Origin of the sequence: Hyperthermus butylicus DSM 5456 (assembly GCF_000015145.1) — an archaeon.
GTDB classification, from domain to species: domain Archaea; phylum Thermoproteota; class Thermoprotei_A; order Sulfolobales; family Pyrodictiaceae; genus Hyperthermus; species Hyperthermus butylicus.
In genome coordinates this window covers 424671-438500 of sequence record NC_008818.1, presented here as the reverse complement: position 1 = coordinate 438500, position 13830 = coordinate 424671, and the positions used below count along the sequence as shown (strand labels likewise).

Sequence of the window (13830 nt, the reverse complement as noted above, 5' to 3'; positions counted from 1 at the left end):
TTAGTGTGGGGGTTTGCAGAGTAGCTGTTGGCTCAACAAACCCGGTGAAAGTTAATGCTGTCCGCCGTGCCCTAAGGTTGCTATGTGAAGCTGTTGTTGAGGGTGTTGCTGTTGAGAGTGGAGTGCCTGTTCAGCCTATTGGACTGGACGAGGTACTTCGTGGTGCGATAAGTCGCGCCCTTGAGGCACAGAAGAGGCTCTCGGCGGACTATGGAGTAGGAGTCGAGGCTGGCCTCGTGGAATATGTTGAGCCCCTAGAGTTGCAAGTAGCAGTGGTTGTAGACTCCAATGGCGGGGTAAGCATAGGGTTTAGCCCAGCATTCCCAATACCGCGCAGCTGGCTCCCCGAGCTTAGAAGGCGAGTCGAGCTAGGCGAAATAGCTACCAGGGTCACAGGCCGCAGGGACATCGGGGAGAGGCTAGGCATAATAGGCTACCTCACTCGCGGTCTAGTAACGCGTACAGACCTCACATACCTAGCTGTATTAATGGCTCTCGTGCCCAGGCTCAACCCGGACCTATACACCGAGCTGCCACATTATACCGAGCTGCTCAGCGGCGGAGAGAACTTATAGGCAGCCAGGCAGCTGCGCCAATAACCACTAGGGGGCGAAGGCTAGATGGGCGTTTACCATGGTAACGACCTAAAGAAGCCTACGGGCGGCAAGAAGCGTCCGCACCAGAAGGTTAAGAGGAAGTACTGGATGGGCAGATATCCAACATTCACAAGGCTAGATAACCGCGACGTAAGGGTCCACATAAGGGTTCGCGGTGGAAACTATAAGATAAGGCTGAAGAGAGCTGCGTATGCAAATGTCATCGATCCGGAGACTAATACAGCGCGTAAAGTTCGCATTCTAAGAGTTGTTGAGACACCAGCAAACCCGCACTATGCGCGTGCAAACATAATAGTTAAGGGTACAATCATAGAGACGGAGCTTGGTAAGGCTGTGGTAACATCGAGGCCCGGCCAGGACGGAGTCATAAATGCTGTACTGATAGAGAAGCGTAGCGAGAGGCCAGCAGGCTAGGCGGGTAAGACGCTTACCTGGTTTTACTCGACCTTGACGGTGCAAGGGATGTCTCTATTTAGGTAGTAGACTTGCAAGCCTCTGTATTCTTGCCAGTGCCCGGCGCTTGGACTTCTCGTCGAGTCTAGCCTCTCGAATTACAGCCTCAAGAAACTCCAGCACCTTCTCGGCATAGTCTCTACGGAAGGGAAATGGTACGCCATCCTTACCTCCAGCTATGTAGGCGTAGCGGAACGGATCTATAGGGGACGATGCCGGGTCGTGATGGCTAATTGGGACACCATATATGATTTCTGCGACGAGGGCTAGGCTTCTAAGCGTGGCTGGACCAACCCCTTCAATCATTACAAGCTCCTCAAAGCTCCTGGGAGACAACTCCCAGACTCTCCTAAGCACAGCCTCTATGTTCTTGGGCGGTTTTAGCTGAGGCCTATAGTAGCGTCTGTACTGCTCAATAACTCTGCGCGCTTCATCCCTAACATTGCTCCACATTGTTAATGGCACAATGCCTTTAGCAAGCGCGTAAGCCTCACGTATACTACTAGCAAGTCTGGAGGGATTCTCGCTAGCCAAGTCAACTATTAGTCTTCGAGCCTCAAGACTCTTTCTGCTTGTTAGATCAACTACAAAGTCTTCGCGGCGCTGAGAAGCAATAGCAGAGTGTGGTTCGAGAGTTGGCGTCCGTGGCAGTGGGCTACGCCAGTGGTAACGACGCGCCATCTTAGCCTCGACATTCATACCCTGCTGTATGACAACCCAAGCGCCATCCTCAGACACTATAACAGAGTGGTGGTAAAGCGTATAGCCATCCTGTAATACGGCAGAATCGGTCTTAGCAGCGAGCCTTGACACATACTTAAGCTCTTCTACAATTCTCGAGGGAAGCCCCAGCCTCTCTCCAATAATCTCTAAATCTTTCGGTGTTTCTCTCGCCCTCCTACCTTTACCACCGGCAACGCCGATGCCCAGGTGGGGGGTCTCCTCTACAACCTGCCGCACAATACCAATAGTTACTGTTGTCGAACCACTACTATCCCAGTCCATGCCTATAGCATTGTTGAAAGCTTGAAACCAGACTGGATCAGCAAAATACTCCACGAGCCTACGGGGGCCATAAAACTCCACAACAGCCTCCATTATAGCCCTGGCAAGCTTCTTCATGTATGCGGCTAGCCATGCAGGTACATGCCCCGTATGTAGTGGTAAATCAGCAACACCAGCATATGCCACTTCCAGCAGCCCCACATAGTTATGTTGTGAAGGGTAGGAGCAGTCGTATTAGGATTCTACATCCTATCGGCTAAACCTGCAAAATGTCATGAATTAGCTACATGGCTGGTTCTTGTTTTGATGAGAAAGACTAATAGGTAATGGGAGGAATATAGGGTGTAGCATGTCTACCATATTCTCTAGACCCATAGCTCTCGTGGGAACCTTGTTAGCAGTCTTGGACCCCGCTCTGTCACTAGCACCATCTCTTCGACTCTAACTCCGAACTTACCGGGTATATACACTCCTGGCTCTATTGTTATCACCATGCCTGGCTTTAGTTCGTCATTGTTGTCGCTTGATACTCGCGGGTATTCATGTACGTCTATTCCAACTCCGTGGCCCAGGCTATGTATAAAGTACTTGGCATAGCCGTGCTTCTCAAGAATTCTCCTAGCAGCAGCATCTACCTCTCCTATCTTCTTACCGGGCTCTATAGCGTCTATTGCAGCTTCAACAGCATCTATAACAGTTCTCAGCGCGGCTGTAAACTCGTCGCCAACACCGCCAAAGTCAACCGTTCTAGTCATGTCGCTGCAGTACCCCTTATACACCGCTCCGAGGTCTATGAGCACTGGTTGGCCATCCTCGAGTCTTCGCCTAGCAGAGGGTATGGCGTGAGGGTAGACCGTGTTCTTTCCAAACGCTACTATTGGTGGGAAGGAGTGGTCCTCAGCCCCTCTTACCCGTATCTCCCGTTCTATGATTGCGGCTATTTCAAGCTCCGTAACCCCGGGCTCGAGGTTTGCAAGTGCCTCGTTGAGAGCTGCCTCAGCAATTCTTGCCGCCTCCGTCATGCGCTCAATCTCCCAGGGCTCCTTCAGCGCCCTCATTAGAGCTATGTCTTTAGAAGCATCTTGAAGTTTCAACTCCTTAGCCTCAAGCTCCGAGATGAACTGTTTCGAATCAGCATCAGTTAGTAATATACACCCCTTGCCAACAAATTTCGCAATAGCGTCTATAGCCTTACCCTCAACAATCTCTTCGCCTTCAATGTCTAGTTTTAGTTCGCCTGGTAAGCCGTATGGCTTGTAAGCTACAACAGTGACCAGGTCATCAAGCGCATTCTCTCGTACAGTGTCATAGGCGCGTAGATACTCCAGGGCTGGTACGAGCAGCCTAAACCCTACATTCCTGCTATAGAGGAGGAAACCGCCCTTAAACCCGGTGAAGTAGAACACGTTAGAGGCTGAGACTATTAGTGCTCCGCAGACATTCTTCTCCTCTGCCAGGCCTTCGAGCTTCCTAAGCCTGGAACGGTACAAGGTTATACACCCGCTGGAGCCGCTTATACACTGTTGGTGGAGAGACTACTTAGCCTTCCTCCTCGCAACTCGGCAGGCCTCAGCACCAAGGAGCTTCGGGTCGTTGTAGTAGTCTATGCAGCGTCCGAGCCTGGAATCGAGAATACCGTCGCTGTAGCAGTTAGCGAATCGGTCACTCTCAAGCCCAGTCCCTCTAAGCATTAGTACCGGTATGCCATAGCTACAGGCCAGCATAACCTCGAAGAGGGTGCCAATGCCGCCGCCAACAACTACGAGCACGTCAGAACTACGGACGAGTATGCTACTTCTCTCCCTTACACCGAGCCCGGTACGGATAACCACCGAACCCTCCGGATAGCTCATAGCCTCATATTCTGGTGGTATGATGAACACGAGTCTTCCAACACCATGCTTCATTGCGGCATCAGCTATAAGCCTCATTAAGCCGCGATATCCTCCGAGCAGAATTGTCACAGTATCCGGTTCGCACTCTGAGAATAGGCCCTCCATAATATCATTCACAGCCTCTATATGCACTGGTTTAGGCTCACCACTATATGCTGCAAACCCGACCTGCACAGTCACGGTCTCAACCCGTGCAGCCTATAGCACGGCACCTGATACGAATAGCTCTCCCCGCGAGGAGCTAGGGAGGAAAGCCTTGCCCATACTCTCCGGGAAGTTGCTAGTACCCGTCGACGTAATAGTTGATAGTCGTGAGGCTTCAAAGAACCAGGATATAGTTGAGGGACTGCGGAGCCGTGGACTGCGCGTTGCGGTTCAAGAGTTGGAGGCAGGCGACTACTACCTCCTTGCAACAGACCCGTCTAAGGCACTGCTCGTCGAGAGGAAGACTGTTATAGACTTCGCCAACAGTATTAGGGATAACCGTGTCTGGGACCAAGCTAAGAGGCTGAGAGAAGCTGCAGCCAGGGAGGGCATAAAACCAGTCATTGTTCTCGAAGGCTGGCTAGGCCTAGTTGAAAAGAGGACAAGGTGGAACATAGCAGCGGTGTTAAGGGTTATAGATGAACTCGTACTCGACTGGGGCATACCCGTAATCCCGACACACAACAAGCAAGCAACAATTGCATGGTTGGCGGCTAAAGCGAGGAGCCTTGGTAGGACCGAGGAGAAACGCGTTGTGAGGCTGCGTGTAGAGAAGAAGCCAATGAGCCTAGCCGAGCGTATACTCTACGTTGCTGAAGGCCTTGTAGGCCCAACACTGGCCCGCAGACTTCTCGAAAGGTTTGGGACGCTTCGCCGCATAGCAAACGCTAGTGTGCAGGAGCTAATGTCGGTGAGGGGTATCGGTGAAAAGAGAGCCCGCGAGATATACTTGATATTCAACACTGAGTGGAACAGTGTTAGCGGAGAAGTTGACAAGAACTAAAAACAGGGAGTAGGCGGTTCTATGCGTTGAGAGTAGGTGTTAGCTCACCTCCTCTACATGTATGATGCTTACTGGACAAGACTCAGCAGCAGAGGTTACACAATCCTTGAGCTCCTCAGTTACCTCGCCCTCAGCTGGGTTGTTCGGGTCAATGCGCCACTGAGCCTTAATCTGGCTCTTGCCGTCCTCTTCATTTATCTCGAAGACGTCTGGACATAGGCTCACACAAACCATGTCAGCAATGCACTGGTCTCTGTCGATTCTTACACGTAGCTTGGCCATGCCTTTTCACCGTTTCTATACCACAGTTTGTGCGGGTATAAAAAGAAATTCTCTACTAGAACGGGGCGGTAGAAAACTTGAACGTGTGTAGTGTAGTTCTTACCTTTCGCATATTTTTCTCCGAATGTAAAAAATCTCTCCGTCCTCTGCAGCAACGCTCTCGGCACACCCCTCAACGATGCACACAGCTACAGTAACAGCTACAACGGCATCCAAAGCATGTCTACTAGCTGGGAGTGGCTGGCCAGCATCAATTCCTATGACGCGGAGTAGCTCTTCCACACTATTGCAGCCAGCTATTCTGAGAACGCTGGCTGGATGAGTCTCGTAGACCTCCATGTCAAGGTCCCTCAGCGTCTTAGCAAGCCTCGCAGCTCTAGCTGCTAGCTTGCGCATTGATCCTATTGTTAGGGGCAGGAGGCGTGCACCAATACGGAGAAACAATTTCTCAACACGGCGGAAACCGCCAGTCTCTGGCAAGGTTAGGGGAGCGTCAACCACGACTATCTGGACGCCGCTTCCAGCTAGGAGGTCTATCAGCTGGCTATCTGTATAGGATGCAGTCGTGACGCTGGTAAGGCGCCACTTGTCGGTGGTGCGCCAAGCTATAGCCACACCGGTAGGCCGGTGCGGCGATGCAGCTAGATCTATTCCGGCTACAGTCGTAGCTTCTCGCATCCCCCAAGCTCCCTTAACACAGCCTCAACACTCCTCATGACAGCCTTAAGCTTGACCTTAGGGTAGAAGAGTGCTATGAGTCTCTCCGGGAGGCTCAAACTAAGGGGAGCCCCAGCAGCCTTGGGATGTCCGCCACCTCCTAGCCTAATGGCTATCTCTCTAACGTTAATTCTTGATGAGCGGAAGCTTATACCCTTGCTCCCCCTGGCCCTCACTATGACAGCTATGTCTGCCGAGAACCTTGAGAGTAGAATGTTGCCGAGAATACTTGCACTCGGCGGCCCAGGCCTCTTCAGCACTGCCACGACACGGCAGCCATTAATGTCGCGTACAACAGTGTTCCGGAGGGCGTAGTTAAACCCGCTAAACTCTAGGCGGAGATAATCGCTAAGAGCTCCATCAAGTTCGGGCCACCAGAGGGAGCCCGAGACAAACCCCTCGACAAGTCTACGGCGCCACTGGTCACCTCGTGCTCCACGATACCTGTCTACTACGCGGTAAAGCCTCGTAGCCATTGGTTCATCCCAGCGCCAGAGGTCAGCGGCACAGGTTATTGCCGCCAGTTTCTCAGCATAATCGTCAACATCAATCCCAAGCTCTTTTGGCGCGTACCGTGCAACTACACCAGCAGCGCATGTGGTAGTGTCTATGTGCACGCGTACCCCCAGCTCTCTAAGTCTTGCAATCCACTCCTCCTGCCAGCGGTGATGGTCATACCACTCTACAGCTACACCCTTCGATGTGAAGCCGGCGAGCGTGTCAGCAATCTTCTCTATCGTTGAAGTGTTAGGGCCCAGATCCATTATTACTATTCGATTGACACTTTCTATGCTCTGGAGCGTCTTGTGGAGCTTGTGGGGTTCAGTGAACGTGAGGGATGCGTCCACCCCTAGCTTTAGCCCCGAAAGCCTAAGATATATCGCGGCTGATGCCACGCCATCAAGATCCGTGTGTGTTACGATATGCACCTTCAATACGTACTCACCACCAAGCATCCATTAGCTAAAGTAGGGGGCCTCAGCGACGCCGACCCCGGTCATAACCCGCGAGGGCCTACTAGCTGGGTTCCCTCCGGTGTTTCTCCTCAACGGCCCATACATAGTTGGAGAGCGGAGGGTAGGGGTATTAGCGCTGGTTCCCCCTTATACCTGCTAGCATCCCGCTGTCCCAGGATGGGGTTACAGGGCAGTGTACAGCATTAACGGTCTAAGGGTTAGACGGGTGGGCGAGGCACTAGCAGTTGTTAGCCCACACGCCCTCGATGTTATTGAGAGGCGTGATCCCCAGTACAAGGCTATCAGCATGTTAGCTGAAAAATATGGTGTGGAGGCTCTAGCAGTTATTGTAGCTAATGCCCTCATAAGCTATCGGCTCACGTTGAAGGGGGAGGAGTACTGGCTAGAATTTGCAAGCTACTTCTCTAAAGCCGGGCTCCCTCGAACGGCACAGGAAATAGTCTCCGCCTTCAGAGGATTCCTCTCAGAGAGCCGTGGCAATCGTAGGCTTGTAGAGCAGAAGCTCTTGAGGATACGTCGTGCAGCTCCTCTCCTTGAGGATGTTGCAAGTGATCCGCTACGCTACAGCGATGTAGGCTTGTTGGTTGAAATGCTAGCTAGACAGCTTAGGGCGAGAAGGCATGAGAAGACGATAGTGTTTGCAGGCAAGATGGCCTACTATCTCTTCAAAGCCTTGAACGTGGAGGTTAGGGGGCTAGAGAGAATACCGTTACCTGTTGATAGGCGTGTAGCATTAATAACAGTAACATCCGGTATAGCTGATGCAGACATATCAACCATAGTGTCACGGCCAGATGCAGCTATAGAGGCTTGGAGCGAAATAGCGAAGATTTCTAGCATACCAGCAATGAGGCTTGATGCCGTGATATGGTTGCCGGCTGCAGAGATGGAGAAGAACTTGCGTAGAGGACTCGAGTATGCTCGCGACGAGTATGCAAGGAGACTTGTATCCTACAGTGGGGGCTCCATAAGCTGGCCCTCTGCCCGCAAGATAGCATCTGAGATTGTCTACAGGTTTCCGCCCAACACAGCCCTGTAAAACCGCTCAGCTAACATGGCGTCGCGATGCTCGAGGAGCCTTACACTAGCTTGGAAAGCTTGAATAAGCTGTCCAGAGTCAACATCAATCGCCCAGCCGGATCTGTTAGTCCGGTAGGCTATGTGTGCTAGGCCGAGCCCCCATACAACACCGAGGCCAGGCACTATGGCGCGGCGGAGAAGTGCTGTGATGGGGAGTAGTCCGTTCACTTGCTGCTTCTCTATAAGCCTTGCAGTGCGATACACTATGCTCTTGAGCCTGGTCAAGGGAGTCAAAGCAAGCTCCATGTAGATCCTTCGAAGAAGTGTGTGCAAAGCCCTTAGCCGGGTACTTGAGTTGTCAAGGATACTGTTGAGGCGTCTAGCGAGCCCGTCTATGTCGGTGCTGCGGCGCTCGTGCCAAGCGGCTAGGAAGCTATCCTCGATGCTGCCGACTCTCGCGGCCAGGATGTCCTGCTGGAGCAGTGTATAGGCCTCAGAGAGGGGCTTATCGAGCACGCTACTAGAATCCATAACGTCTCCGTAGCCCTCAATGCTTACGAGCAAGCTGCCAAACATACTCGTTTCAGTCGAGACAATGTTTGCAGTCGAACCGATAAAGGGTATTGTGCCAGCAAGCCTCGGGGAGTAGAGCACTACGGAGCTAGTGTCGCCTCTCTTTTCTGCAAACCTCGTAGCTAACTCCACAGCCAGCCGTGCAGCGTTCGCAATGCCGGAGCCATGGGGATATCCCAGTGGTGCAAGCAGTCTTGGTGCCCTCGGCTCTCCAGCTCGTAGAAGTGGTGTAGAGCACTCGTACAGTTCTGCGGAGACAGCAACCCTAACCCAGCTACACGAGGCCAGTCTCTTGGCAGCAGAAATTGAGAGAGAAACCGTGAGAGGCGTGGGAAGAGTCGTTAGACGTAAAGTGGGTGGTCTTATCAGCTCCTTGGAGTAGAAGATTATGGCGGCGATACCTCTCCATGCAGCTCTGGCGAGTACTTCAAGGATCTTACTGAGCTTAAGGGGTAGGGGTATGAGGGCTACGGTTCCCGGCTCCAGTCTGGCTAAGTCATCAGTGTGGGTGAGAAGTACTGGCTTGCCTGCAGCCTCCCCCTCCTCTAGGGGTATGGCTGCTAATGCCTCAATACTATATCCACAAGCCTCTACGTGGGAGCCCTTGTCGCGCCAACACATTGAGGGTACCAGGTGTAGCTTGGGGTTAAGCCCCTTCTCATCCAGCCTTTCCCGGTAAAGCTTAGCTAGCTCTATTACCTGCCTAGTGCCGGGAAGTGCTTCGTAAAAAGGAGTTTCTCCATCTGTGCATCTCAAGGCTTGGCTCCCTGAGGCTTACCCAGGACGACAGCATAGGCGGGATTTTGCTTCCTTTTAATCTTGATTATCTCCTTCAACACCACCATCTCGTCATCTGTTAGCTCGCTCTTAAACTTCGTTAGCCACAGTACTGCGTGTTGCTCCGGTATATCCGTATAAAGTACATCTCCCTCGTCGATATGTCTACCGACCATCACGTGGCCACGTATCGATATAGCAACTGCCATGCCAGCACGAGCCTCATGTATAACCTTGCCCTTGTCCTGTATCTGGTGAATGGTGCCGATTCTCTTTCCATCCTCCCTCATCAAGGGGTAGCCGGGCTTTATCACACCGCCCAGGACCTCGACACCGACTATTGCAGGATTACTCCTCCTAAACACATAGCCTGGCAGGAGTCTTATCTTGCCTGGTCTCACAAGCTTTTCAAGCTCCTTCCTCCGCTCAGCCTCTACCTGCTCCTTATACCATTTCTCAAAGTCCTCTAGCAGCCGGTAGATCACGTTGTTGGTGAAGATTGTTATGCCGTGCTTTTTAGCCTCCTCCTCAGCCTCTGGTAGTACCTTCACGTTAAATGCTAGTATGACGCCATAGAACTTGTTGAGTTCCCTGCTGGCAACTGCTTCGATCACGTCGCGCTTAGCTACGGGGCCTACATCGGCGTAGCGTATGGGTATGTCACGTTTCCTCAGAGCCTCTATCATCGCTTCAAGGCTGCCAAGCGTATCGGCCTTGACAATTACGCCCTCAGCTTCAGTTTTAATCCTCAGAGCTTCTATCTCCCTCCTAACCTTCTCTGCTAGCTGCTTAGCTTCCCCCTCGTCCCTAGCAACGAAGACGGGTGCACCTGCAATCGCCTCCTCAAGACCTGGCGCAACAATCCTAACACCTGCAGCCGCGTAGACCTCCTCTACGGGCTCTAGCTCGCGCTTGGCAACCCTAATCTCCTGGAGCGGTTTAGGCATCAATAGCGCCCTTACATGTGTTATTACCGGGCCGTTAAGTCCACCGGTTACGATTATGTCGCCTTTCCGGAGCACGCCGTCGTATATCACGACGTCTGCTGCAGTACCCAGGCCTGGCTGCTCACGAATCTCGAGGATGACACCCTTAGCGGGACCCTCAGCAAAGCGTAGACGATGCTGCAGGTAGCGCTGTGTAAGGCCTGCAAGCACGGCTAGCAGTTCTGCTATACCTTCGCCTGTCTTGGCAGAGATGGGTATCACAGCGACGGTCCTGGTAAAGTCCCTAATCCTGTCAAACCTGTCAGCTTGAAAGCCCAGCTCGTAGAGCTTTGAGATAATATTGTCCCAGAGTCTCCTCTCCAGCTCTTCCCTCACCCTCTGCGCCTGCTTTTGGAGTGATATGAGGAATGGTGTGTCCGGGTTAGCCCTCCACCCCGGTATCTTGTCTATCTTGTTCGCAGCAACAACGAATGGTACGCGGCGCTGCCGGAGAATCTCTATGGACTCGTAGGTTTGCGGCTGGAAGCCCTCATTAATATCTACGACTAGTATGGCGAAGTCTGCTACGCTGCCGCCACGGCGGCGGAGGTTGGCAAATAGTTCGTGGCCAGGGGTATCTATGAAGAGTAGGCCTGGTATGATGAGCTTGAATGGTATAATCTTCTTCAACGGCTCAGCTAGCTTCTCAATAACGCTTGCGGGTACGAAGCTAGCGCCAACATGCTGGGTTATGAGTCCCGGCTCTTTTGCGGCAACGGTTGTGCCGCGTATCTTGTCTAGCAACGTGGTCTTACCATGGTCTACATGGCCTAGCACTACCACAATGGGCTGTCTAAGCCTCCTGCCGCTTGTCTTCTGCTCTGCCATGCTATACTCTCACCCCCCACAAGGCGTAAAGGACGAGTAGCCCCCTATAACGGGCATGGCTAGGAAGCCGGGGCAGTAAGGTAGAGCCGAGAATTAATTAGTGGGTGCCCACGGCTAGCGCTCCACGGCCCCTCCCACGGTGCTGGGAGGGGGATGCTGGGCCCAACCAGCTGGGCCCGGGGATGAACCCAGGCGGGGTGTAGGCTGGAATGCCCGAGTTCAAGATAGTAATATCGGATCCGGAGGCAAAGGCCGACTTACCGGTCTACAAGGTGAAGGTTAAGGGAGACGAGTCAATAGAGTATGGGGACGATGAAAAGAATCAGCGCAAGCTTCCAGTGTGCAAGCTTAACCCCAAGCTACTAGAGAAACTTAACGCTGTACATGGCATTGTCACGGTTAGGATACGCAAGGAGGACAGAAAGTTCAACTACACGTGCAAGGCCACAGCCGACGCAAACGTACCCGAGGACACAGTGCACGTCAGCTTGGAGTGGCTAGGCGACAAGGTGGGCGCTGAGGAGGCCGAGGGCGAGGTCTTTAGAGCAAAGGCCTGGCAGATAACAATTACGAGCCCAGCTGCAGACCAGCTCATAGGGCTAAAGATAGGAGACACCTTCGACGGAGGTCTCGTAGGCTTACCCGGCTACAAGCTGCTAATCAGAGGCGGGAGCGACAATAGCGGTTTCCCAATGCTACCATCAATACCAGGTCCTGTGAAGAAGCGTGTGCTACTCTCCGGCCCGCCAGGCTTCCACCCCAGGGAGAAGGGCGAGCGTCGGAGGAAGACTGTTAGGGGCAACACGATAACACACGACATTGTACAGATAAACACTGTGATTGTATACCCCAAGAAGGAGTAGCGTTTGCTAAAACAGCTACCTCTTAGCAGCTAGTTTTCGGTAGTTTCTCCAGGAGGGGCGCACATTGTTTTAGGGGTTGTTAGGGGTAGCTAGCGGGGGGAGCTGTAATGGCAAGGTTTGATAGGGAGGAGATAGAGGCGCAGCGTCGCCGTCAGCCAGAAGTAAACATTGGAACGGCAGGCCATGTAGATCATGGCAAGACAACGCTGGTCCAAGCACTGACTGGCGTGTGGACGGCAAAGCATAGTGAGGAACTCAAGCGCGGCATGACAATAAAGCTGGGCTATGCAGAAGGCGAAGTATGGTATTGTGAAGGCGCGGAGGGTGTCGAGGCCTATCAGCCGTTCCCAGAGCTATGTCCCGAGGGTACTGTGCCCAAGCTCCTACGCAAGGTATCCTACGTTGATGCACCGGGACACGAGATACTAATGGCTACGATGCTCTCCGGTGCGGCGCTAATGGATGGGGCGCTACTGGTAATAGCTGCTAATGAGAGGTGTCCACAGCCACAGACCTATGAGCACCTAATGGCGCTCGACATTGTTGGTGTGCATAACATAGTCATAGTCCAGAACAAAGTCGATGTAGTCACTCCAGAGAGGGCGCGGGACAACTATAGGGAGATAAAAGAGTTCGTCAAGGGAACCTTCGCGGAGAATGCCCCGATTATACCCGTAAGTGCCCTCCACAAGGTAAACATAGATGCTGTGGCAATGGCCATTGAGAAGTTTATACCGACACCAAAGAGGGATCCGTCAAAGCCACCACTAATGTTTATCGTGCGTAGCTTCGACGTAAACAAACCAGGCACAACAGTCGAGGAGCTGAAGGGAGGGGTTGTTGGCGGCTCACTAATGCAGGGAGTGCTAAGGGTTGGAGACGAGGTAGAGATAGCACCTGGTGTTCGTGTAGAGGAGCGCGGTAGGGTGCGTTACGAGCCAATAGTAACGGAGGTTGTAAGCCTAAGGTTTGGAGAGCTCGAGGTTGAGGAGGCAAAGCCTGGAGGCCTAGTGGCGGTTGGTACAAAGCTTGATCCGGCAGTTGCTAAGGCTGACAACCTTGTGGGTAATGTTCTCGGTAAGCCTGGTCATCTACCGCCAGTAAGGGATACGTTGAGACTTGAATACCACATGCTTGAAAGAGCTGTAGGTACGAGAGAGTTTGTCAAGGTTCCACCTCCAAGGGCTAAGGAGATAGTAATGCTGACAGTCGGCACGGCAATAACACTCGGCGTAATCACGAGAGTTACCAGTGACGAGATGGAGGTCAGGCTTAGGAGGCCGGTAGTAGCGTGGGAGGGCGCAAGGGTAGCGCTATCTCGGCAAATCTTTGGCCGCTGGAGGTTGGTTGGATGGGGTGTAGTACGAGACTGAGAAGGGTTATTTTCGATACGAGCATGCTCATGCTCCTCTATGACGGTGTTGATGTTTTCGGCCAAGTTGAAGAACTTCTCGACGCTAAGCCCGAATGCATAGTCCCCAGGCCTGTTGTAGATGAGCTACAACGGCTAGCATCTAGCGGCCAGAGTCTACGTCAGAGAAGGGCTGCTAGGCTAGCCCTTCATGCAATAGAGCTTCGCGGCTGCAAAATAGTCGAGACAACTGATGTCAGTGCTGATGACGCCATACTGGAGCTAGCGCTCTCAGACCCCGTGGCTATTGTTGCGACGGCTGACGGAGAGCTTAGGAGAAGGCTCCGCGAAAAGGGCCTACCGAACATATACTATCGCAGGTCAAGACACGGCCTTATGCTTGAGGGCTAGGGCCCCTCCTTATTGCATGACGGGCATACTTTAATATTTCCCCAGAGCATGCTTTCGCCGGGTAATCCTAGAGCATACACTACGACT

The 13830-nt window shown here is 52.7% G+C and carries 15 protein-coding genes; 7 read left to right on the top strand and 8 right to left on the bottom strand.

Translation table 11 applies throughout. The annotated features are described in order from the left end of the window. Window positions 1–5 precede the first annotated feature (5 nt). The gene (yjjX, locus tag HBUT_RS02360) at window positions 6–575 is read left to right on the top strand and encodes an inosine/xanthosine triphosphatase (protein ID WP_011821638.1); all 570 of its coding nucleotides are present in this window, start codon (window positions 6–8) and stop codon (window positions 573–575) included. A gap of 45 nt (window positions 576–620) precedes the next feature. Next, window positions 621–1031: a 30S ribosomal protein S8e gene (locus HBUT_RS02355; RefSeq protein ID WP_011821637.1), complete on the top strand. Its 411-nt coding sequence runs from the start codon at window positions 621–623 to the stop codon at window positions 1029–1031. Between the two features lie 54 nt (window positions 1032–1085). Here HBUT_RS02355 and HBUT_RS02350 read toward each other — a convergent pair whose 3' ends face one another. From HBUT_RS02350 to HBUT_RS09320, 3 genes are all read right to left on the bottom strand, one after another. Further along, on the bottom strand, window positions 1086–2261 hold the full coding sequence (locus HBUT_RS02350) for a DUF763 domain-containing protein (protein ID WP_011821636.1): 1176 nt from the start codon (window positions 2259–2261) through the stop codon (window positions 1086–1088). 179 nt (window positions 2262–2440) lie between these two features. Then, entirely contained in the window at window positions 2441–3565 is a 1125-nt protein-coding gene (locus HBUT_RS02345; RefSeq protein WP_011821635.1) for a M24 family metallopeptidase, read from the bottom strand. 45 nt (window positions 3566–3610) lie between these two features. Beyond that, on the bottom strand, window positions 3611–4150 hold the full coding sequence (locus tag HBUT_RS09320; RefSeq protein ID WP_011821634.1) for an SLOG cluster 4 domain-containing protein: 540 nt from the start codon (window positions 4148–4150) through the stop codon (window positions 3611–3613). A 76-nt stretch (window positions 4151–4226) separates the two neighbouring features. Between HBUT_RS09320 and HBUT_RS02335 the strand changes: the two genes are divergently transcribed. Continuing rightward, complete coding sequence (locus HBUT_RS02335) at window positions 4227–4958, top strand: ERCC4 domain-containing protein (RefSeq protein ID WP_011821633.1); 732 nt, start codon at window positions 4227–4229, stop codon at window positions 4956–4958. 39 nt (window positions 4959–4997) lie between these two features. Here the strand turns inward: HBUT_RS02335 and HBUT_RS02330 are convergent, their stop codons facing one another. The 3 genes from HBUT_RS02330 to HBUT_RS02320 all read right to left on the bottom strand — a co-directional run bounded on the left by HBUT_RS02330 (window position 4998) and on the right by HBUT_RS02320 (window position 6886). Then, window positions 4998–5240 (bottom strand): ferredoxin, encoded by a 243-nt coding sequence (locus tag HBUT_RS02330; RefSeq protein WP_011821632.1) that lies wholly within the window; start codon window positions 5238–5240, stop codon window positions 4998–5000. A gap of 99 nt (window positions 5241–5339) precedes the next feature. Next, window positions 5340–5918, bottom strand: a complete 579-nt coding sequence (locus HBUT_RS02325; protein ID WP_011821631.1) for a DUF429 domain-containing protein — start codon at window positions 5916–5918, stop codon at window positions 5340–5342. Then, window positions 5897–6886 (bottom strand): DHH family phosphoesterase, encoded by a 990-nt coding sequence (locus tag HBUT_RS02320; protein WP_228546780.1) that lies wholly within the window; start codon window positions 6884–6886, stop codon window positions 5897–5899. Before HBUT_RS02320 ends, HBUT_RS02325 begins: the two co-directional genes overlap by 22 nt. A gap of 220 nt (window positions 6887–7106) precedes the next feature. Between HBUT_RS02320 and HBUT_RS08835 the strand changes: the two genes are divergently transcribed. Beyond that, window positions 7107–7973, top strand: coding sequence for an N-glycosylase/DNA lyase (locus HBUT_RS08835; protein ID WP_011821629.1), 867 nt, complete (start codon window positions 7107–7109; stop codon window positions 7971–7973). Here the strand turns inward: HBUT_RS08835 and HBUT_RS02310 are convergent. Together HBUT_RS02310 and infB are read right to left on the bottom strand one after the other, a co-directional pair. Continuing rightward, window positions 7943–9283, bottom strand: a complete 1341-nt coding sequence (locus HBUT_RS02310) for a hypothetical protein (protein WP_011821628.1) — start codon at window positions 9281–9283, stop codon at window positions 7943–7945. The two genes, HBUT_RS08835 and HBUT_RS02310, sit on opposite strands and share 31 nt — an antisense overlap. Then, the gene (gene infB / locus HBUT_RS02305; RefSeq protein ID WP_011821627.1) at window positions 9280–11118 is read right to left on the bottom strand and encodes a translation initiation factor IF-2; all 1839 of its coding nucleotides are present in this window, start codon (window positions 11116–11118) and stop codon (window positions 9280–9282) included. Before infB ends, HBUT_RS02310 begins: the two co-directional genes overlap by 4 nt. 209 nt (window positions 11119–11327) lie before the next feature. Here infB and HBUT_RS02300 point away from each other — a divergent pair, with 209 nt between their 5' ends. The 3 genes from HBUT_RS02300 to HBUT_RS02290 all read left to right on the top strand — a co-directional run bounded on the left by HBUT_RS02300 (window position 11328) and on the right by HBUT_RS02290 (window position 13743). After that, window positions 11328–11981: a 30S ribosomal protein S6e gene (locus HBUT_RS02300; protein ID WP_011821626.1), complete on the top strand. Its 654-nt coding sequence runs from the start codon at window positions 11328–11330 to the stop codon at window positions 11979–11981. Between the two features lie 107 nt (window positions 11982–12088). Next, window positions 12089–13354: a translation initiation factor IF-2 subunit gamma gene (locus HBUT_RS02295; RefSeq protein ID WP_011821625.1), complete on the top strand. Its 1266-nt coding sequence runs from the start codon at window positions 12089–12091 to the stop codon at window positions 13352–13354. Next, window positions 13333–13743 carry a type II toxin-antitoxin system VapC family toxin gene (locus HBUT_RS02290; protein ID WP_011821624.1) on the top strand — a complete coding sequence of 137 codons (411 nt, stop codon included), beginning with the start codon at window positions 13333–13335 and terminating at the stop codon, window positions 13741–13743. Before HBUT_RS02295 ends, HBUT_RS02290 begins: the two co-directional genes overlap by 22 nt. The last annotated feature ends 87 nt before the right edge of the window (window positions 13744–13830 follow it).